The 18,726-nt window shown below is 69.7% G+C and carries 19 protein-coding genes and 1 pseudogene; 14 read left to right on the forward strand and 6 right to left on the reverse strand.

Annotation, left to right across the window (positions count from 1 at the left end):
* Positions 1-3: 3 nt before the first annotated feature.
* The 8 genes from AC1RUS_RS00780 to AC1RUS_RS00815 all read left to right on the forward strand — a co-directional run bounded on the left by AC1RUS_RS00780 (position 4) and on the right by AC1RUS_RS00815 (position 7,852).
* Positions 4-711, forward strand: a complete 708-nt coding sequence (locus AC1RUS_RS00780) for a CpaD family pilus assembly protein (protein WP_492912048.1) — start codon at positions 4-6, stop codon at positions 709-711.
* Positions 711-2,315: a CpaE/TadZ family protein gene (locus AC1RUS_RS00785; RefSeq protein WP_492912050.1), complete on the forward strand. Its 1,605-nt coding sequence runs from the start codon at positions 711-713 to the stop codon at positions 2,313-2,315. Before AC1RUS_RS00780 ends, AC1RUS_RS00785 begins: the two co-directional genes overlap by 1 nt.
* A 6-nt stretch (positions 2,316-2,321) precedes the next feature.
* Entirely contained in the window at positions 2,322-3,815 is a 1,494-nt protein-coding gene (locus tag AC1RUS_RS00790; RefSeq protein WP_492912051.1) for a TadA family conjugal transfer-associated ATPase, read from the forward strand.
* 5 nt (positions 3,816-3,820) lie between these two features.
* The gene (locus tag AC1RUS_RS00795) at positions 3,821-4,801 is read left to right on the forward strand and encodes a type II secretion system F family protein (RefSeq protein WP_492912053.1); all 981 of its coding nucleotides are present in this window, start codon (positions 3,821-3,823) and stop codon (positions 4,799-4,801) included.
* Positions 4,802-4,813: 12 nt separating this feature from the next.
* On the forward strand, positions 4,814-5,803 hold the full coding sequence (locus tag AC1RUS_RS00800; RefSeq protein WP_492912055.1) for a type II secretion system F family protein: 990 nt from the start codon (positions 4,814-4,816) through the stop codon (positions 5,801-5,803).
* 293 nt (positions 5,804-6,096) lie between these two features.
* On the forward strand, positions 6,097-6,768 hold the full coding sequence (locus tag AC1RUS_RS00805) for a DUF2306 domain-containing protein (RefSeq protein ID WP_492912057.1): 672 nt from the start codon (positions 6,097-6,099) through the stop codon (positions 6,766-6,768).
* On the forward strand, positions 6,765-7,601 hold the full coding sequence (locus AC1RUS_RS00810; protein WP_492912059.1) for a LytTR family DNA-binding domain-containing protein: 837 nt from the start codon (positions 6,765-6,767) through the stop codon (positions 7,599-7,601). The genes AC1RUS_RS00805 and AC1RUS_RS00810 overlap by 4 nt, the downstream gene beginning before the upstream one ends.
* Before the next feature lie 56 nt (positions 7,602-7,657).
* Positions 7,658-7,852, forward strand: a complete 195-nt coding sequence (locus AC1RUS_RS00815; protein WP_492912061.1) for a hypothetical protein — start codon at positions 7,658-7,660, stop codon at positions 7,850-7,852.
* On the opposite strand, the gene AC1RUS_RS00820 is transcribed toward AC1RUS_RS00815, so the two are convergent.
* A complete protein-coding gene (locus tag AC1RUS_RS00820; RefSeq protein ID WP_492912063.1) occupies positions 7,849-8,676 on the reverse strand; it encodes a tetratricopeptide repeat protein in 828 nt (275 codons plus the stop codon). The two genes, AC1RUS_RS00815 and AC1RUS_RS00820, sit on opposite strands and share 4 nt — an antisense overlap.
* A gap of 84 nt (positions 8,677-8,760) precedes the next feature.
* Between AC1RUS_RS00820 and AC1RUS_RS00825 the strand changes: the two genes are divergently transcribed.
* The gene (locus tag AC1RUS_RS00825) at positions 8,761-10,164 is read left to right on the forward strand and encodes a leucyl aminopeptidase family protein (protein WP_492912065.1); all 1,404 of its coding nucleotides are present in this window, start codon (positions 8,761-8,763) and stop codon (positions 10,162-10,164) included.
* Positions 10,161-11,003: a C40 family peptidase gene (locus tag AC1RUS_RS00830; RefSeq protein WP_492912067.1), complete on the forward strand. Its 843-nt coding sequence runs from the start codon at positions 10,161-10,163 to the stop codon at positions 11,001-11,003. Before AC1RUS_RS00825 ends, AC1RUS_RS00830 begins: the two co-directional genes overlap by 4 nt.
* 129 nt (positions 11,004-11,132) lie before the next feature.
* Here AC1RUS_RS00830 and AC1RUS_RS00835 read toward each other — a convergent pair whose 3' ends face one another.
* Positions 11,133-11,648, reverse strand: a complete 516-nt coding sequence (locus AC1RUS_RS00835) for a thioredoxin family protein (RefSeq protein ID WP_492912069.1) — start codon at positions 11,646-11,648, stop codon at positions 11,133-11,135.
* Between the two features lie 129 nt (positions 11,649-11,777).
* Complete coding sequence (locus tag AC1RUS_RS00840) at positions 11,778-12,464, reverse strand: c-type cytochrome (RefSeq protein WP_492912071.1); 687 nt, start codon at positions 12,462-12,464, stop codon at positions 11,778-11,780.
* 144 nt (positions 12,465-12,608) lie between these two features.
* Here AC1RUS_RS00840 and AC1RUS_RS00845 point away from each other — a divergent pair, with 144 nt between their 5' ends.
* The 4 genes and pseudogenes from AC1RUS_RS00845 to AC1RUS_RS00860 all read left to right on the forward strand — a co-directional run.
* Entirely contained in the window at positions 12,609-13,346 is a 738-nt protein-coding gene (locus tag AC1RUS_RS00845) for a 3-deoxy-manno-octulosonate cytidylyltransferase (RefSeq protein ID WP_492912073.1), read from the forward strand.
* The gene (locus tag AC1RUS_RS00850; protein WP_492912075.1) at positions 13,343-14,191 is read left to right on the forward strand and encodes a prephenate dehydratase; all 849 of its coding nucleotides are present in this window, start codon (positions 13,343-13,345) and stop codon (positions 14,189-14,191) included. Before AC1RUS_RS00845 ends, AC1RUS_RS00850 begins: the two co-directional genes overlap by 4 nt.
* Before the next feature lie 214 nt (positions 14,192-14,405).
* The gene (locus tag AC1RUS_RS00855) at positions 14,406-14,822 is read left to right on the forward strand and encodes an MAPEG family protein (RefSeq protein ID WP_492912077.1); all 417 of its coding nucleotides are present in this window, start codon (positions 14,406-14,408) and stop codon (positions 14,820-14,822) included.
* A 4-nt stretch (positions 14,823-14,826) separates the two neighbouring features.
* Positions 14,827-14,904: pseudogene (locus AC1RUS_RS00860) on the forward strand (hypothetical protein); the annotation flags it as partial.
* Between the two features lie 50 nt (positions 14,905-14,954).
* Here the strand turns inward: AC1RUS_RS00860 and nadC are convergent.
* From nadC to nadA, 3 genes are all read right to left on the reverse strand, one after another.
* A complete protein-coding gene (gene nadC / locus AC1RUS_RS00865; protein ID WP_492912079.1) occupies positions 14,955-15,803 on the reverse strand; it encodes a carboxylating nicotinate-nucleotide diphosphorylase in 849 nt (282 codons plus the stop codon).
* Positions 15,800-17,320, reverse strand: coding sequence for an L-aspartate oxidase (locus AC1RUS_RS00870; RefSeq protein WP_492912081.1), 1,521 nt, complete (start codon positions 17,318-17,320; stop codon positions 15,800-15,802). The genes nadC and AC1RUS_RS00870 overlap by 4 nt, the downstream gene beginning before the upstream one ends.
* A gap of 125 nt (positions 17,321-17,445) precedes the next feature.
* A complete protein-coding gene (gene nadA, locus AC1RUS_RS00875) occupies positions 17,446-18,531 on the reverse strand; it encodes a quinolinate synthase NadA (protein ID WP_492912083.1) in 1,086 nt (361 codons plus the stop codon).
* Positions 18,532-18,726: the final 195 nt, after the last annotated feature.

An 18,726-nucleotide genomic window follows, 5' to 3' on the forward strand; every position in this document is an offset into this window, starting at 1 on the left:
GACATGAGCAAGCAACCCGTGAAAGCCGTCCTCCACGCCGCCCTGATCGGCGCCGCCGTCATCGGCCTGGCCGCCTGCACCACCATGGACGAGGACAAGCCGATCCCGGCTCCGGTCTCGCGTCTCGAAACCGAGACCTGGCGCGACAAGATCAAGATCGACGGCCACGCCGACGAGATCCAGCTGGCCCTGCACGACTCCGGCGTCTCGTCCAATCAGGACCAGGCGCTGCGCGCGCTGGTCAGCCGCTGGCTCGACGCCCAGGCCCGCGAGATCGTGGTCAGCGCCCCGTTGGGCGGTCCCGACTCCGGCGCGTCCGGCCGCATGGCCGCCGACGTCCGCGACCGCCTGGTGATGCTGGGGGCTCCGGCCGCCCAGGTCCGCGTCGTCGGCTATGACGCCGGCGGTCAGCCCGGCGCGACCTTGCGGGTCGGCTACGAGTACTTTGTCGCCGATCGCCTGGAGTGCGGTGGCTGGGAGAACCTTTCGGCCACCCGCAAGAACGAGGCCTACGGCAATTTCGGCTGCGCCATCGCCGCCAACACCGCCGCCCAGGTCGCCAATCCCGAGGACCTCATCCGGCCGCGCGACTCCACACCGGTCGATGCGGGCCGTCGCGATACCGTGCTGGGCAAGTATCGCCAGGGCCAGGTGACCTCTTCGGCCAGGGACGACCAGGCCAAGGGCACCATCTCCAAGGCGATCAACTGATGGCGCGGCAACCCACCGATCACGATCCGTTCGATCTGGGCTTCGACGCCGCGGACGAGTTCACCTCGGCCGGTTCGGATCCCTGGCGCTCGTCGGCTCCGGCTCTGACGCCGGCCATGGGCGGACTGGACGATCCCTTCGCCGACTTCCCGCCGGCCCGGCCGCGCGACGAGCGTCCCTCGGCCGCCGAGGACCCGTTCGCCGCGCCCGCCGCCGCGCGTCAGGCCGCCCGCAACGCGGCCGCCGCCGCGCCGCCTCCGGCCGCTCCGGTCCAGCAACGCGCCCCGGCTCCGGCTCCGGCCCCGGCTCCCGCGCCTGTCCAGCAGCGCCAGGCTCCGCCGCCCGAGCCGGCTCCCGTCTATCACGAGCCCGCCCACGACCCGATCTCCAGCGGCGACGCCGCCCTGGGCGAGATGGCCGTGCCGCGCATCACCATCCACGCCTTCTGCGTGCGGCCCGAGACCTCGGCCCTGGTCGAGACCGCCGCCGCCGACCGCCGCATGGCGCGCGCCTCGACGATCGTCCGGGTGGGCGGCCTCGACGCCGCCGTCGAGCTCTACCAGAACCAGTCGACGCCCTCGCTGGTGCTGGTGGAAAGCCATGACGGCGCCCAGCGCCTGCTGCACCTGCTGGACGCCCTGGCCCAGGTCTGCGACCCGGGCACCAAGGTCGTCGTCATCGGCCAGACAAACGACATCGCCCTCTATCGCGAGCTGATGCGTCGCGGGGTCAGCGAATACCTGACCCAGCCGCTGGGCCCGCTGCAGATCATTCGCGCCGTCTCGGCGCTCTACGCCGATCCGTCGGCGCCCTTCGTCGGCCGCCAGGTGGCCTTTGTCGGCGCCAAGGGCGGGGTAGGGGCCTCGACCCTGGCCCACAACTTCGCCTGGTCGATGGCCGAGCGCATCCAGACCGCCACCGTGCTGGTCGACCTGGACCTGCCGTTCGGCACCGCCGGCCTCGACTTCAACCAGGATCCGCTGCAGGGCGTCATCGACGCGCTGACCCAGCCCGAGCGCCTGGACCCCGTGCTGATGGACCGCATGATGGTCCGCTGCGGCGACCGCCTGTCGCTGTTCGCGGCCCCGGCGACACTGGACCAGGACTACGAGATCGGCGCCGACGCCTACGAGGAAGTCACCCAGAAGATCCGCGGCGCCGCGCCCTTCGTGGTGCTGGACCTGCCCCACAGCTGGGCGGCCTGGACCCGCCGGGTGCTGATCGGTTCGGACGACCTCGTCGTGGTCGCCACGCCGGATCTGGCGTCCTTGCGCAACGCCAAGAACATCGTCGACATGGTGCGCCATGCCCGCCCCAACGACGCCCCGCCGCGCCTGGTGTTGAACCAGGTGGGCGTGCCCGGCCGTCCCGAGATCCCCGTCAAGGATTTCGGCGAGGCCCTGGGCGTGACGCCGTCGCTGGTGCTGCCCTTCGATCCCAAGTCCTTCGGCCAGGCCGCCAACAACGGCCAGATGGTCGGGGAAGTCGCGCCCAAGTCGAAGGCCGCCGAGGGCATCGACCATCTGGCCCAGCTGATCAGCCGTCGCGAGCCGCCCGCGGCTCAGAAGGCTTCGATGCTGTCGGGTCTGTTCAGGAAGAAGTAGCGACGGATGTTCGGCAAGCGCGACCAGAACCCCGCACCGGATCGTCAGGCCCCGCCTCCGGCGCCGGCCGACGGCTCGGCCATCGCCACGCGTCCGCAACGGGTCGAGCCGACCGCCGAACGCGGCGCGCCGACCGCCAAGGTCGCCACGCCCAAGCAGACCGCCGGCCTGGACCAGCTGCGCGCCGCCCAGGGAGCCGCGCCCGCCACCCAGGTGGTGCGCGAGCAGAGCGACTACTACCACGCCACCAAGACCACGATCTTCAACGCGCTGCTCAACACCATCGACCTCAGCCAGCTGGCCCAGCTGGACCTGAAGGCGGCGGCCGAGGAGATCCGCGACATCGTCGCCGAGCTGGTGGCGATCAAGAACGTCTCGATGTCGGTGTCCGAACAGGAGCACCTGGTCCAGGACATCATCAACGACGTCCTCGGCTATGGCCCGCTGGAGCCGCTGCTCAGCCGCGACGACATCGCCGACATCATGGTCAACGGCGCGCACCGGGTGTTCATCGAAGTCGGCGGCAAGGTCCAGCTGACCAATGTCCGCTTCCGCGACAATCTGCAGCTGATGAACATCTGCCAGCGGATCGTCAGCCAGGTCGGCCGCCGCGTCGACGAAAGCTCGCCGATCTGCGACGCCCGTCTTCCCGACGGCTCTCGCGTCAACGTCATCGCCCCGCCCTTGGCTCTGGATGGTCCCACCCTTACCATCCGGAAGTTCAAGAAGGACAAGCTGACGATGAAGAACCTGGTGGAGTTCAAGTCCATCAGTCCCGAGGGCGCGCGCGTCCTCGGCGTCATCGGCGCCTGCCGCTGCAACATCGTCATCTCGGGCGGCACCGGCTCGGGCAAGACCACCCTGCTCAACACCATGACCGCCTTCATCGACCCCACCGAGCGGGTCGTGACCTGCGAGGACGCGGCCGAACTGCAGCTGCAGCAGCCGCACGTGGTGCGCCTGGAAACCCGTCCGCCCAACCTGGAAGGCCAGGGCGCGGTGACCATGCGGGATCTCGTCAAGAACTGTCTGCGGATGCGTCCCGAACGCATCATCGTCGGCGAAGTCCGCGGCCCGGAGGCGTTCGACCTCCTGCAGGCCATGAACACCGGCCACGACGGTTCGATGGGCACGCTGCACGCCAACAGCCCGCGCGAAGCCATCAGCCGGATCGAGAGCATGATCACGATGGGCGGCTACGGCCTGCCCTCCAAGACCATCAAGGAGATGATCGTCGGTTCGGTCGACGTCATCGTCCAGGCCGCTCGCCTGCGCGACGGCAGCCGCCGCATCACCCACGTCACCGAGGTGGTGGGCCTGGAAGGCGACGTGATCGTCACCCAGGACCTCTTCGTCTACGAGATCACCGGCGAAGACGCCGACGGCAAGGTGGTGGGCAAGCACCGCTCGACCGGCATCGCCCGTCCGCGCTTCTGGGACCGCGCCCGCTATTACGGCCTGGAGCGCGAGCTGGCCGAAGCCCTCGACGCGGCGGAATAGCCCCGATGATGTTCATCCTGGTCGCCGTCCTGGGCTTCGTCACCATCACCGCCCTGGGCTTCGCCCTGGCCGGCGGCGACAGCAACGCCACGCGCGCCTCCAAACGGGCCCAGATGCTGGTCGGCGGCGGCCCGCGCGAGAGCAACGCCCGCGCCAAGGCGGCGGTGGCCAACACCCCCGACGCCCGCCGCAAGCAGATCCTGAAGACGCTCAAGGAGCAGGATCGCGCCCAGAAGAAGGCCTCGCTGAGCATCGCCGCGCGTCTGCGCCAGGCGGGCCTGGGCGAGAACGTCCAGATGTTCTGGATGATCAGCGGCGCGGTCGGCCTGACGGTCGGGATCATCCCGCTGGTGCTGGGCCAGACCATCCTGATCGCCATGGGCGCGGCCTTCGCCGCCGGCCTGGGCCTGCCGCGCTGGATCGTCGGCATGATGGGCAAGGCCCGGATCAAGAAGTTCACCAGCGCCTTTTCGGACGCCATCGACATCATCGTGCGCGGCATCAAGTCGGGCCTGCCGGTCCACGACTGCCTGAAGATCATCGGCAAGGAGTGCCCCGAGCCCCTGGCCGGCGAGTTCCGCATGATGACCGAGAACGTCGGCATGGGCATGCCGATGGATGTGGCCCTGGAGCGCATGTACGAGCGCATGCCCACCAACGAGCTGCGCTTCTTCGCCATCGTGCTGTCGATCCAGCAGAAGACCGGCGGCAACCTGGCCGAGGCGCTGGGCAACCTGTCGACCGTGCTGCGGGCCCGCAAGCTGATGGGCGAGAAGATCAAGGCCCTGTCGGCCGAAGCCGTGGCCTCGGCCTGCATCATCGGCTGCCTGCCGCCGGGCGTGGTGGTGCTGATCACCGTGACCTCGCCGGCCTATATGCAGCCGCTGTTCAGCGACCCGCGCGGTCACATGATGCTGCTGGGCGCCGCGATCTGGATGAGCATGGGCATCTTCGTGATGCGCAAGATGATCAACTTCAAGTTCTAGGGGCGGAGACCGATGAGCATCGCCGCCACCCTGACCGATCCGACCAACCTGCTGACGGCCTTCATCGCCGTGGTGGTGTTCGCCACCATCGTGACGCTGGCCGCGCCGATGATGAGCGACAAGGGCCTGGAAGGGCGCCTGAAGTCGGTGGCCAACCGCCGCGAGGAGCTGAGGCGCCGCTCGCGCGAGGCCATCGCCCAGAAGGGCGCCGCCAGCGGCGGCACGCTGCGCCACACCGACGAGGGCATGTACAAGACCATCGTCGAGCGCCTGCAGCTGTCGAAGCTGCTGGAGGATCCCAAGGTCGTCGACAAGCTGGCCCAGGCCGGCTTCCGCGGTCCGCAACCGGTCTCGACCTTCTACTTCTTCCGCTTCGTGATGCCGTTCGTGTTCGCGGTGTTCACGGCGATCTATCTTTACGCCATCAACGACTTTGGCCTGCTGGCCATGCAGAAGATGTGCGCCTGCGTCGCCGCCCTGGCGATCGGCTACTACGCGCCCAACGTCTACATCAGCAACGTCGCCCAGAAGCGCCGCGAGTCGATCGTGGCGGCCTTCCCGGACTCGCTGGACCTGCTGCTGATCTGCGTGGAAAGCGGCATGTCGATCGAGGCGGCCATCCAGAAGGTGGGGGCCGAGGTCGGCTCCAGTTCGATGGAGCTGGCCGAGGAGCTCTCGCTGCTGACGGCCGAGCTGTCGTACCTGCCCGACCGCCGCCTGGCCTATGAGGGCCTGGCCCGCCGGACCAACCACCCCGGCATCAAGTCGGTGGCCACGGCCATGATCCAGGCCGAGCGCTACGGCACGCCCCTGGGCTCGGCTCTGCGCGTCATGGCCAAGGAAAACCGCGAACTGCGCCTGTCGGCCGCCGAGAAGAAGGCCGCCGCCCTGCCGGCCCAGCTGACCGTGCCGATGATCCTGTTCTTCCTGCCGGTGCTGTTCACCGTCATCCTGGGTCCCGCGATCATCAAGATCCAGGACGTGATGGTGAAGCAGCACTAGGGGGCGGCGAAGCTTGCGTCACCGGCGAGCTGCTGCGGCGAACTCAGAAAGGCCCCTCCGTCACGTCGCCTATCGGCGCCGCGCCACCTCCCCCGTTTCAGGGGGCAGGAGGGTGAAGCTGCTCTTCTCCTGCCGCGCAGCGAAGCGTGCGGGGGAGGTGGCGCGCTGCGAATACGCAGCGTGACGGAGGGGGCGCTGCTGACTTGGACGCGCCCATCCCGCCGCTCGTCCCAGCCCGCTGCGCTTGGTCCCAGCGCGCTTCTCACCAGGCCGCCGCCGCCCGACAAAGCGGCATGACCTGGCTTTTCGATCCCTCGCTCGCCCTGCACATCGCCTGCGGTTTCGCCGCCGTCGCGATCGGCCTTGTTCCCATCTTCGCTCGCAAGGGCTCGCGCCTGCACAGGCTGTCGGGGCGAGTGTTCGTGGGGCTGATGGGGACCTTGCTGGTGGCGGCCTGGGTGATGACGGCGCTGCACTTCAACGCCTATTTCGCGGCCTTGTCGGCGACGGCCACCATCACCCTGTTCTCGGGCGTGCGGGTCCTGGGACGCAAGCGGCCGGACCTGGATCCAGGCCAGCGCGCCAGCCCGGTCGACTGGATCCTGACCCTGGCCGTCGTCGCCATTGGCCTGTGGGTGTTGGCGCTGGTCTTGACCGGTCGGACGGGAAACAAGGCGGCAGTCTCGGCGGCGCTCGTCTATGCGGCGCTGACCTATGGCGGCTGGGATCTGTGGCGCTTCCTGCGGCCGACCGACTGGCCGTTCTCGCCCCGGCTCTGGACCTATGAGCATCTTGTGAAGATGCTGAGCGCCTACGGGGCGGTGTTGAGCGCCTTCTCGGGCAACTTCCTGACCTTCCTGCCGACCCCATGGAGCCAGCTCTGGCCGACATTCGTGTTCCAACCCCTGGCGCTGATCTGGATCGTGGTGCTGGCGACCCGCCGGCGGGAGGGCGTCCCGGCTTGAGGCTGTCGACCACGGCCTGGACCTGGGCGTTCGGCGTCTACAGCTACGGGGTCACCACCGTTTGCGCCGCCTGGTTCGCCCGTCGGGCGTCGGGCGGCGCGTTGGGCCTGGCGCGCTCGCTGCTGTGGCAGGGCGCGACCTATGCGATCTGGATCCCTACGGCGGGCGTCGTGTGGCTGGCGCTGCGGCGGTTCGGGACCGGCGGCCGGGCGATGGCGGTCCTGACCGCGTGCATGGCCGTGGTCGCGCCGCTGGAGGCCTTGGCCGGCGCAGCAATCGACATGGCCTTCGTCGGCTCTCACGGCGGATGGGGCGAGCTTTCGAGCCGCGCCGTGGGCCGGATGCCGGTGGCCATCCTGCTCTTTACCGCCATCGCCGCCGTCGGCGTCGCGGCCGCCCATCACCGCCGCGCCGCCCAGGAGCGGGCAAGGGTCCAGGTGCTTGAGGCGGGACTGGCCGCCGCTCGCGCCGTCCTTGGCGATACCGGCGCGCCTTCACGGCTGATGGTGTCGGCAGGCCCGCGGCGGGTGCCCGTGGAACTGGGCGAGGTCGAGTGGTTCGCGGCGGCGGGCAACTATGTCGTCGTCCATTGGGGCGGGGGAGGCGGCGGCGAGCGGGAAGGGCTGATCCGCGAAACCTTGCAGAACCTGGAGGCGCGGCTGGACGCGGCGGTGTTCGCCCGCAGTCACCGCTCGACCCTGGTCAACCTGGCTCAGGTGCGCGAGGCCCAGTCGCTGTCGGACGGCTCGTGGCGGCTGACGATGCGCAGCGGCGCCGAGCTGGTCGCCAGCCGCACCTATCGCGACGCCCTGCTGCAGCGCCTGGGTCGCTAAGCGGCGCCGTTCTTGAAGATGCTTACCGAGTGGTTAGCCATTCTGGGACAGTGGGCATGCAGGGCGTTGAAGAGCACGTCGAGCGCGACGGCGATGTCGCGCGCGACGAGGCTGGGAGTTCGTCGATCGAGACGGCCCTGTTGTTGTCGCTGATGGCGACGTTCGTGTTCGTGGTCAGGTCGTCGGTGTTCGGACCGATGCTTCAGCGTTTCGCCGACGCGGCCAACACCCTGGCCAAGGCCTTGGGCTAGCCGCCGACCTTCAGGGCTTCCCACGAGCGGGGCTGGATCGTGCCGGAGCCCTGGCCCGTGGCCGCGCGCAGCCAGGCCAGGTTGTTGTCGACCGACTCGGGCGGCAGGTCCTGACGGGCCAGCTTCTCGGCTTCGGCGAGGCGCCCTTGCAGGCCGATGACCAGGGCCAGGTTCTGGCGGATCTGCACGGTCGAGGCCGGCATGGCCGCGGCGCGGCGCAGCATGGCCTCGGCGCCGGCCAGGTCGCCCTTGGCGGCCAGGTGCATGGCGTAGTTGGCGTTGGGCGCGGCCTCGTTCGGCGCCAGGGCCACGGCCTGCCGGTGGGCGGCGTCGGCCTCGTCGTCGCGCTGGGCCTGCTCGTAGGCCACGCCCAGCAGCGACAGCGGACGCCAGTCGCGCGGCGCCAGCGCGGCGGCGCGGCGGGCCGGTTCGATGGCGTAGAAGCCCTGGCCGCGCGCGATCTGGGCGCGGGCCGATTCCAGCAGGCCGTCGACATTGTCGGGTTGGGCGATCAGCACCTTGGCGATGGTGGCCGCGGCGTCGTCGTAGCGGCCCAGCGCGCGCAGGGCCTGGGACAGGCCGACCCCGGCCTCGCCGTCATGGCCGTCACGTTCGAACTCGGCGCCCCAGAAGGCGGCGCGGGCCAGCGGGTCCATCCGGCGGGCCTCGGCGCGCTGGGCGGGCGTGGCCTTGGCGCGCGGCTGAGCGGCGGCCTGGGCCGGGGCAGCCTCGGGCTTGGCCGGCAGGTCGGCGGCATGCGCCACGGCGCCCATCAGCAGGACGGGGGCGAGAACGGTTGCGAGGAGCGCGCGCTTGCGACACATGGAAGACGAGTCTCCGGAAGGACGCCGCATCCTCGCTTCGCGGCCCTCAAGGAATCGTTAAGCATAATTCTCGAGGACCGCGACATGTTGGACACCCATCCTCTCCTGCCGTCCGACACCGAAGCGGCCATCCCGGTCCACCCGCTGTTCGAGGCTGAGCTTGAGGCGTTCCTCGCCGGTCGGCGGCCCGCCGCCCGCGTTCTCGCCGAGCGGGACAAGTTCAAGGCCAAGGCCGGCCAGGTGCTGGTCGTTCCCGGTCCCGGCGGCCAGGTCGAGCGGGTGCTGATGGGGCTAGGCTCGCGGGCCACGGTGGATCCCGGCCTGTTCCGGGGCCTAGCCGCCAAGCTGCCGGCCGGCGACTACAAGCTGGCCCGCCTGCCGCGCGGCCTGGACGCCGCCGAGGCGACCCTGGCCTTCGCGATGGGGCTCTATCGCTTCGACCGCTATCGCAAGCGCTCCCAAGAAGCGGGACCGCAGTTGGTCGCGCCTAAGGGCGTCGACGCCGAGGCCGTGCTAGCCATCGCCCACGCCTGCGCCCTGGCCAAGGACATGGTCAACACCCCGGCCAACGACATGGGCCCGCTGCAGATCGAGACCATCGCCCGCGAGATCGCCGAGAAGCACGGAGCCGAGATCTCGGTGATCGTCGGCGACGACCTGCTGGAACAGAACTATCCCGCCGTCCACGCCGTGGGCCGCGCCGCCGTCGCGCATCGCGCGCCGCGCATGATCGAGATCAGCTGGGGCGATCCTTCGCATCCCGTGCTGGCCATCGTCGGCAAGGGCGTGGTGTTCGACACCGGCGGCCTGGACATCAAGCCCTCGTCGGGCATGCGGATCATGAAGAAGGACATGGGCGGCGCCGCCCACGCCCTGGCCCTGGCCCGGATGGTGATGGGCGCCAAGCTGCCGGTGCGGTTGGTCGTGCTGACCCCGGTGGTCGAGAACGCCATCAGTGGCGACGCCATGCGCCCCGGCGATGTGCTGCAGACCCGCGCCGGCCTGACCGTCGAGGTCGGCAATACCGACGCGGAAGGCCGCCTGATCCTGTCCGACGCCCTGACCCGCGCGGCCGAGCACAAGCCCGTCCTGACCCTGGATCTGGCCACCCTGACCGGCGCGGCGCGGGTGGCGATGGGGCCTTTCGTGATCCCGTTCTGGACCGCCGACGACAAGCTGGCCGCCCAGATCGAGGCGGCCTCGAAGGCGACCTTCGATCCCCTGTGGCGCCTGCCGCTGTGGGACGGCTATCGCGACGCCATCGAGAGCGATATCGCCGACCTGAAGAACGATCCCGACGCCTGGGCCCAGGCGGGCGCCACGACGGCGGCGCTGTTCCTGGAGAAGTTCGCGCCGACCGACGGGTCTTGGGCCCACTTCGACGTCTATGCCTGGAACCCCAAGGGGCGACCCGGCTATCCCACCGGTGGCGAGGCCCAGGCGATCCGGGCGCTGTTCGCGCTGCTGAAGACCCGGTTCCCGGCATGAGCGCCCCCACGCAGGATCGCCGCCTGACCCTGGTCCGCGATGGCCTGGCTGACGTTCGGCTGGAAGGCCTAGTTGCGGCGGAGCGCTTCGCGGCGACGGTCCCGATGCAGGTCGCCATCCCGGCCGCCTCGCTGCGCAAGGCGCCATCAGCCCAGGCCGAGCAGGAGGACCAGCTGCTGTTCGGCGAGCGCTTCGACGTTCTGTTCGAGGACGCGGGCTTTTCGTTCGGCCAGGCCCGCCGCGACGGCTATGTCGGCTATGTCGCCAGCGACGCCCTGACCCTGCTGGCGGCCCCATCGACCCACCGGGTGGCGGCGATCCGCACCTACGCGTTCAGCCAGCCGGACATCAAGTCGGCGATCGTCGGGCTCTACAGCCTCAACACCCTGGTCGCAGTCGAGGCGCGCGAGGGGCGGTTCGTGAAGGTCGCCGGTTCGGGCTGGATCACCGAGGACCATCTGGGCGCGATCGGCACGGGCGAGACCGACTGGGTCGCCGTCGCCCAACGCTTCCTGGGCGCGCCCTACCAGTGGGGCGGCCGCGAGTCGCTGGGCCTGGACTGCTCGGCGCTGGTTCAGCAATCCCTGGCGGCCTGCAACCGCGCCTGCGTGCGCGACACCGACATGCAGCGGGGCTTCTTCCCCGAGGTGGCCGAAGCCGACCGCCGCCGCGGCGACCTGGTGTTCTGGAAGGGCCACGTGGCGGTGCTGCTGAACGCCGACAGAATCCTCCACGCCAACGCGCACCACATGGCCGTGGCGGTGGAGCCCCTGGCCGAGGCGATCACGCGGATCGAGGCGGCGGGGGTGGGCAAGCCGCTGGGGTATCGGCGGGTTTGAAGAGACAAGATCCTCCCCCTTTGGGGGAGGTGGCCCAGAGGGCCGGAGGGGTCCTCTCCGGCCTATTCAGTTGAGGACCCCCTCAGTCGCTCTGCGACAGCTCCCCCAGAGGGGAGCATCTAGCTCAGCCTACTTCGTCCACTGCGCCAGCCAGTCGGTGATCGACTGCGGCGTCATGTGGCGAGCGTCGGTCAGGGCGAAGAAGGCGCCGTCATTGACCAGCTTGCCCTTCGTATCCACCACCAGGAAGCTCGGCACGCCCTTGAGCTTGTCGACGCCGTAGCGGGCCGGGATCTGCATGTTCTTGGTGTAGCGGCCGACGTCGACCGTCACGACCTCGTAGTGCTTGTCGACGAACTTTTTGACGTCCGGCTGTTCGATCAGGCCCGCGAAGATCCGGCAGTCGGGGCACCAGTTGCCGCCGAAGTCGATCAGGACGAGCTTCTTGTGGGCCTTGGCGCGCTTGATGGCGGCGGCGACGTCGGCCTCCGCGTCGGCGGTCTCATTGTACGGGAAGGGCAGGGGCGTGGGCAGGTCGGCCAGCGACTTCAGCGCCACGGTCGGGGCCTTGGCGGCGAGAGCCGAGACGGGAGCGGCGGCCAGGAAGGCGACAAGGGCGGCGGCGGCGAAGGCGCGAGGCGTCATGGGCGGGCGTTTCCGGTGAAGCGGGACTGTTTCCATATCCTACTAGATAAATAGGAAAAGAACTCCAGCCAGAAAAAAGGCCGCGAAGCGAACTTCGCGGCCTCTGATCTTGGTCTGACCGAAAACCGATCAGTGCTTGGCGGCGTCGGCGGCCGGAGCGGGCGTGGTCGGCTGGCCGGCGGCCGGCGCGGCGGCTGCCGGAGCAGCGCCGGCCGGAGCCGCAGCGGCGGCGCCGGCGGCCGGAGCCGCGTCGGCCGGAGCGCCCGCAGGCTTGGGAGCCGGCACCGGCAGGGTCGAGCCCAGGGTGTGGAGATAGGCGATCAGGGCGACGCGATCTTCCGGCTTCTTCAGGCCGACGAAGGTCATGTTGGTGCCCGAGATGTACTTACCCGGCGCCTTGAGGAACTCGTACATGTGGTCGTAGTCCCACTTGGCGTTTTTGGCGCCGAATTCCTTCATCGCGGCCGAATAGGCGAAGCCCGGGTGCGTGCCCGGCTGGCGGCCTTCGACGCCATACAGGCCCGGGCCGGTGCCGTTGGCGCCCGACGGGTCAAGCTTGTGACACGCGGCGCACTTGGCCGAGATGGCCTCGCCGGCGGCGATGTTGGCCGGCAGCAGCAGGGCGGTGCCCCAGTCGGGGGCGACCTCGACGGCGGCGGCGCCGCCCTCGGTCGGCTCCTCGACCGCGATCTCGTAGCCGGCCTTTTCGACCTCGTGCTTCTCGAACACGACGGTCGACGCTTCACGCAGACCAAAAATGATGAGGCCGGTCAGCAGCACGCCGCCAGCGATCTTGTTGAACGTCAGGTCGCTCATCTCAGCCTTGTCAGCCTCTTACCGGCCCGCCAGGGGCGGGGCCAAACTCCGCGGCGAGGAATCCCCCGCGCGCGCCTCTTGTTGCGCTCGCGTCTCTTACACGCTACCGCCCCTCGCGCAACCGGGCAGGAGCGATTTGAGATCATGAACCCCATCGTCCTGATCCCCGCGCGCATGGCCGCGACCCGTCTGCCCAACAAGCCGCTGGCCGATATCGGGGGCCTGCCGATGATCGTACGCGTGCTGAACCAGGCCCTGAAGGCCAATATCGGCCCCGTCGCGGTGGCCGCCGGCGATCCCGAGATCGTCGAGGCCGTGCGTGCGGCCGGTGGTCGCGCCGTGCTGACCGATCCGGAACTTCCGTCGGGTTCGGACAGAATTCTCGCGGCCCTGGCCGAACTCGATCCGGGGTTCGAGCATGACGTGGTCATCAACCTGCAGGGCGACATGCCCTTCGTCGATCCGTCGGTGCTGAGCGCCTGCGCCGGCCTGCTGGAGGATTTCGGCGACTGCGACATCGCCACCGTGGTCGCCGCCGAGGCCTCGCCGGCCGACCGGACCAATCCCGATGTCGTGAAAGCCGTGCTGGCGATGGAGGACGATGGCCAGAGCGGCCGCGCCCTCTACTTCACCCGCTCGACCCTCTATGGCGACGGCCCGGTCTGGCGCCACATCGGCATCTATGGCTATCGCCGCGAGGCGCTGGAGGCCTTCAACGCCGCCTCGCCCTCGCCGCTGGAAAAGCGCGAGAAGCTGGAGCAGCTGCGGGCCATGGAACTGGGCATGACCATTCGCGCCGCCGTGGCTCCCGAGGCGCCGATCTCCGTCGACAATCCCTCCGATCTCGAAGCCGCCCGTATCCAGGCTGGAAACCAAGCATGAGCATCCTCAAGAAGATCGCCTTCCAGGGCGAACCCGGCGCCAACAGCCACGAGGCCTGCCGCACCTTCTTTCCCGACTACGAGGCCGTGCCGTGCGCCACCTTCCAGGAGGCGTTCGAGGCCATCAAGTCGGGCGCCTGCCAGCTGGGCATGATCCCGATCGAGAACTCGATCGCCGGCCGCGTGGCCGACGTCCACCACCTGCTGCCCGAGGCCGGGCTGAAGATCATTGGCGAGCTGTTCAAGCCGATCCGCTTCCAGCTGATGGCCAACAAGGGCGTGAAGCTGGCCGACGTGAAGGTGGTCGCCTCGATGCCGATCGCCCTGGCCCAGTGCCGCAACAGCCTGCGCCGCCTGGGCGTGACCACGGAAGCCGCCGGCGACACCGCCGGCGCGGCCAAGGCTCTCGCCCTGAAGCCCGACCCGACGCGCGGCGCCGTGGCCCCGGCCCTCGCCGCCGAGATCTACGGCCTGGACATCCTGGCCGCCGACATCGAGGACGAGCGCCACAACACCACCCGCTTCCTGGTGATGACGGCCGACCCCGCGCCGACCCCGCCGCCGTTCACCCACCGCTGCGTGACCAGCTTCGTGTTCAAGGTCCGCAACCTGCCGGCCGCGCTCTACAAGGCGCTGGGCGGCTTTGCGACCAACGGCGTCAACATGACCAAGCTCGAGAGCTACATGGAGAACGGCCAGTTCACGGCGACCTTCTTCTACGCCGAGGTCGACGGCCGGCCCGAGGATCGCTCCCTGGCCCTGGCGTTCGACGAGCTGAAGTTTTTCTCGGAGAAGTTCGAGATCCTGGGCGTGTACCCGGCCGATCCGTTCCGGGACCGGACGTAGCCGTAAGCCGATGCTCCCCCTTTGGGGGAGCTGTCGCGGAGCGACTGAGGGGGTCCTCAACGGCATAGACTGGAGAGGACCCCCTCCGGCCCTCCGGGCCACCTCCCCCAAAGGGGGAGGATCTTGGTCGCCCCTGCCGTCGCGGCACGCTTCGCGATAACGGCGTTCTCCGCCTAACCTCCCTGGATAACAAACGTCCGGGGAGGGACGCTTCATGAACACGATGATCGCGCCGGTGATGGCGCTGGTGGCCTGGTCGCTGGTGATCTGGCTGTGGATGTACACGCGTCGCATCCCGGCGATGCTGAAGGCGGGGATCAAGCCGCAGGAGGCGCGGTTCCCGGGCTCGCTGGACGTCCTGCCCGCCGGCCCGCGCCAGGCGGCCGACAACTACAACCACCTGATGGAGCAGCCGACCATCTTCTACGCGGCGGCGCTGGCCATCGCGGTGGCGGGCCATGGCGACGGCTGGGCTGTGCATTTCGCCTGGGTCTATGTGGGGCTGCGGGTGCTGCACAGCCTGGTGCAGGTGACCGTCAACATCGTGAACCTGCGGTTCCTGCTGTTCGCGCTGTCGACGATCACACTGGGGGTGATGGTGGTGCGGGAGTTGGTGAAAATCTTCGCCTAACAAAGCTTGTCATCCCGGCCGCAGCGAAGCGGAGAGCCGGGACCCAGGGGCCAACGCAACGCGGTCGCCCCTGGGTCCCGGATAGCCTCTGCGAGGCTTCCGGGATGACAAGATTAGGTTAGCTGGAGCGCGCTAAACCGCGTCCAGCCCGATATCCAGCACAGGCGCCGAGTGCGTCAGCGCGCCGACGCTGATGACGTCCACGCCCGTCTCGGCGATGGCCCGCACGGTGTTCAGGTTCACCCCGCCCGACGCCTCCAGCACCGCCCGGCCCTTGGCCAGGGCGACGGCCGTCCGCAGGTCGTCGAGGCTGAAATTGTCCAGCATCACCACGTCCGGGCCGTGCCTCAGCGCGTCTTCGAGCTGGTCCAGGCCGTCGACCTCGACCTCCACCTTCACCAGGTGCCCGGCGAAGGCTCGCGCCCGGCGGACGGCTTCGCCGACGCCCCCGCAGGCGGCGACGTGGTTGTCCTTGATCAGGATGGCGTCATCCAGGCCGAAGCGGTGATTGGTCCCGCCGCCGCAGCGCACGGCGTATTTCTCCAGGGCGCGGAGGCCCGGGGTGGTCTTGCGGGTGTCGACGATGGTCGCGCCCGTGCCCTCGACGAGGCGGACATAGGATCGCGTCAGGGTGGCGATGCCCGACAGCCGGCCCAGCAGGTTCAGGCCCACGCGCTCGGCGGCCAGCACGGCGCGGGCGGCGCCCTCGGCGCGGGCCAGGATCGCCCCGGGCGCGGCGTCGGCGCCGTCGGGCGCGACGATCTGGAAGGTGGCGGTGGGATCCAGCGCGGCCAAGGCCAGGCGGGCGCAGGACAGGCCCGAGACCCGGCCGTCCTGTCGGCTGGCATAGGCCACGCTCAGCCGCGCGTCGGCGTCGATGCAGGCCTGGCCGGTGATGTCGCCGGCGCGGCCGAGGTCTTCGGCCAGGGCCGCCTCGACGATCGGACGCACCAGCAGGTCGTCCAGAGGGAAGATGCTCATTCGGCGGCGTAGCGGACGGCGCGGCCCGCTTCCCAGTGGTCCAGGGTGACGAAGGTGCGTTCCGGCGCAGCGACTTCGGGGAAGTCGCTGCGGGTGTGACCGCCCCGGCTCTCGCGACGGCCCAGAGCGGCCTTGGCGATCAGGTGGGCGGCGGCCAGGATCGGACCCTTGCCGTGCGCGGTCTCCAGCGCCTCGATCACGCCCAGCAGGCGGGCCAAGCCCCAGGCGTCGCGGATGACGCCGGCGTCGCGGTCCATGGCCCGGCGCAGCAGCTGCAGGCCGGCCTCGGGCAGGTCGGGTGTCGGCTCCACCGAGACGGGCTGGCCTGGCGCATGGGTCTCGGTCGCCGCCGCGCGGCCGGCGCGGGCGCCGAAAACGGCGGCTTCCAGCAGGCTGTTGGACGCCAGGCGGTTGGCGCCGTGCACGCCCGTGGCGGCGCACTCGCCGGCGGCATAGAGGCCGGCCAGGCTGGTGCGGCCGTCCAGATCCGTGGCCACGCCGCCCATGTGATAGTGGACGGCCGGAACCACCGGGATCGGCTGGACGCGCGGATCGATCCCGGCGCTCATGCAGGCGGCGAAGACGGCCGGGAACTCGTGCGGGAAGTGCTCGCCCACCGCCGCCGTGGCGTCGAGGAATGCCCCGCGACCGGCCGTACGCTCGGCGTGGATGGCGCGGGCCACCACATCGCGCGGGGCCAGTTCCTTGGCCGGGTGATAGTCCGCCATGAAGGGTTTGCCATCGGTGTTGCGCAGGATCGCCCCCTCGCCGCGCAGGGCCTCGGTGGCCAAGGGGGCGGGATCGCGGCCGATGTCGATGGCCGTGGGGTGGAACTGCACGAACTCGGGGTCGGCGATCGTCGCCCCGGCCAAGGCGGCCAGGCCCAGGCCCTCGCCACGCACCTGGGCGGGCGTGGTGGTGACGGCGTACAGGCCGCCGATTCCGCCGGTGGCCAGGATCACGGCCGGGCTGAGGATCTCGACCAGCGCGCCGTCGATTTCCGCCAGCACGCCGATCACGCGGCCGGTCGCGTCCTGGAGAAGCCGGCGGGCGCGGGCGCCTTCGCGGATCTCGATGGAGGGCGTGGCGCGCACGGCGGCAGTGACGGCGGCCATGATCGCCGCGCCGGCCCCGTCGCCGCCCACGCGGGCCACGCGGGCCCGGCTGTGGGCCGCCTCGAGGCTGAGGGTGAAGTCGCCGTCCTTGGTGTCGAACGGCGCACCCAGGGCCGCCAGGGCGCGTACGGCGTCGGGGCCTTCGGTGGTCAGCAGGTCGACCGCCTCGGGATCGCACAGGCCCGCACCGGCGGCCATGGTGTCGGAGGCGTGCAGGGCGGGAGCGTCGTCGCTGGCCAGGGCCGCGGCCATGCCGCCCTGCGCCCAGGCGCTGGAGCAGCCGGTCGCCAGCGGCGTCGGCGACAGCACCAGGGCCGTCTTCGCCGCGAGCGCGGCGGTCAGGCCAGCCAGCCCGGCCCCGAGGATCACGGGGCCGTCGAAGGTGAGGCGGTTGTGGGTCAACGAGGCGGCTCCTCTCGGGGGCCGATATCCTCGTGCTTCGACAGGCTCAGCATGAGGATATCTACTGCGGTTCAGTCGCCCTCATCCTGAGCTTGTCGAAGGACGAGGGCGGCAGTTCAAACGGACTAGATCAGCTCGACGTCGACGTGATGCTTGGCCTTCACCAGGTCGTAGCGGGCGGGGACCAGGGGCGGGGGCAGGTCGATCATTCGTTGCACGGCCAGGCGCGCGGCGTCGGCCACGGCCGGATCGACGGTGACCTCGTAGCGGTCGAACACCAGGGCGTCGTGGATGTTCTGCAGGGTGATCCGCTTCATGTGCGGGCACAGGTTGCAGGGTTTGACGAAGTCGGTGTCCGGCGCGTCGGCCTCGACGTTTCCGGCCATCGAGCACTCGGTGATCAGCACCACCTGCTTGGGTTTGCGCTGGATGACGTAGTCGTTCATCGCCGCGGTCGAGCCGGCGAAGTCGGCCTCTTCCAGGATCTCGGCCGGGCACTCGGGGTGGGCCAGAATCTCGGCGCCCGGATAGGCGGCGCGCAGCTCCAGGATGTCGTCGCGGGTGAAGCGCTCGTGCACCTCGCAGCGGCCGGCCCAGGCGATGATCTTCACCGAGGTCTGGCGGGCGACGTTGCGGGCCAGATATTCGTCGGGGATCAGGATGACCTTGTCGGTCCCCCATTGCGCGGCGGCCCACTCCACCACCTGCACGGCGTTGGCGCTGGTGCAGCAGATGTCGGTCTCGGCCTTCACATCGGCGGTGGTGTTGACATAGGTGACCACCGGCACGCCCGGATAGCGGGCCTTGATCATCCGCACGTCGGCGCCGGTGATCGAGGAGGCCAGGCTGCAGCCGGCCAGCGGATCGGGGATCAGCACGCGCTTTTCCGGGGCCAGCACCTTGCTGGTCTCAGCCATGAAGTGGACGCCCGCCTGCACGATCACGGCCGCGTCGCACTTGGCCGCCTCGCGAGCCAGCGCCAGGCTGTCGCCGACGAAATCGCCCACGCCGTGGAAGATTTCGGTGGTCATGTAGTTGTGCGCCAGGATGACCGCGTTCTTCTCGCGCTTGAGGCGGTTGATCTCGGCGATCAGGGGCGCGTGCAGCCGCCACTCCATCGGGGTGACGTGGTTCTTCACCTTGTCCCAGATCTTCGAGGTCTGAACCTCGACATCGGGGGTGAAATCGAGCGCGGCGAAACCGTCGGCCATCTGATTCTCCGTTATGCTCAAACTGAGCATTTCTCGGGCCTCAAAAAACGCCGGGGCGGGGATTTCCGTTCCGACGCTTCCTTATGCTGAAAGTGAGCATAAGTGACCAAAGACATATAGACCTTCGTGACGGGATTGCAAAGGGAAGGTTGTCTGCGAGCCGAAACAGATATTCTGGCGCGCGCCGTCCTCCGG

It is taken from the genome of Caulobacter sp. GW821-FHT10F06, from assembly GCF_058809215.1.

Bases quoted from the DNA above. Each gene is read 5' to 3' on its own strand.
- nadA (WP_492912083.1), bottom strand. From the start codon at position 18,531: ATGGCCGACGGTTTCGCCGCGCTCGATTTCACCCCCGATGTCGAGGTT.
- nadC (WP_492912079.1), bottom strand. From the start codon at position 15,803: ATGAGCATCTTCCCTCTGGACGACCTGCTGGTGCGTCCGATCGTCGAG.
- AC1RUS_RS00790 (WP_492912051.1), top strand. From the start codon at position 2,322: ATGTTCGGCAAGCGCGACCAGAACCCCGCACCGGATCGTCAGGCCCCG.
- AC1RUS_RS00795 (WP_492912053.1), top strand. From the start codon at position 3,821: ATGATGTTCATCCTGGTCGCCGTCCTGGGCTTCGTCACCATCACCGCC.
- AC1RUS_RS00845 (WP_492912073.1), top strand. From the start codon at position 12,609: ATGAACCCCATCGTCCTGATCCCCGCGCGCATGGCCGCGACCCGTCTG.
- AC1RUS_RS00840 (WP_492912071.1), bottom strand. From the start codon at position 12,464: ATGAGCGACCTGACGTTCAACAAGATCGCTGGCGGCGTGCTGCTGACC.
- AC1RUS_RS00785 (WP_492912050.1), top strand. From the start codon at position 711: ATGGCGCGGCAACCCACCGATCACGATCCGTTCGATCTGGGCTTCGAC.
- AC1RUS_RS00780 (WP_492912048.1), top strand. From the start codon at position 4: ATGAGCAAGCAACCCGTGAAAGCCGTCCTCCACGCCGCCCTGATCGGC.
- AC1RUS_RS00825 (WP_492912065.1), top strand. From the start codon at position 8,761: ATGTTGGACACCCATCCTCTCCTGCCGTCCGACACCGAAGCGGCCATC.
- AC1RUS_RS00820 (WP_492912063.1), bottom strand. From the start codon at position 8,676: ATGTGTCGCAAGCGCGCGCTCCTCGCAACCGTTCTCGCCCCCGTCCTG.
- AC1RUS_RS00855 (WP_492912077.1), top strand. From the start codon at position 14,406: ATGAACACGATGATCGCGCCGGTGATGGCGCTGGTGGCCTGGTCGCTG.
- AC1RUS_RS00830 (WP_492912067.1), top strand. From the start codon at position 10,161: ATGAGCGCCCCCACGCAGGATCGCCGCCTGACCCTGGTCCGCGATGGC.
- AC1RUS_RS00815 (WP_492912061.1), top strand. From the start codon at position 7,658: ATGCAGGGCGTTGAAGAGCACGTCGAGCGCGACGGCGATGTCGCGCGC.
- AC1RUS_RS00835 (WP_492912069.1), bottom strand. From the start codon at position 11,648: ATGACGCCTCGCGCCTTCGCCGCCGCCGCCCTTGTCGCCTTCCTGGCC.
- AC1RUS_RS00805 (WP_492912057.1), top strand. From the start codon at position 6,097: ATGACCTGGCTTTTCGATCCCTCGCTCGCCCTGCACATCGCCTGCGGT.
- AC1RUS_RS00800 (WP_492912055.1), top strand. From the start codon at position 4,814: ATGAGCATCGCCGCCACCCTGACCGATCCGACCAACCTGCTGACGGCC.
- AC1RUS_RS00850 (WP_492912075.1), top strand. From the start codon at position 13,343: ATGAGCATCCTCAAGAAGATCGCCTTCCAGGGCGAACCCGGCGCCAAC.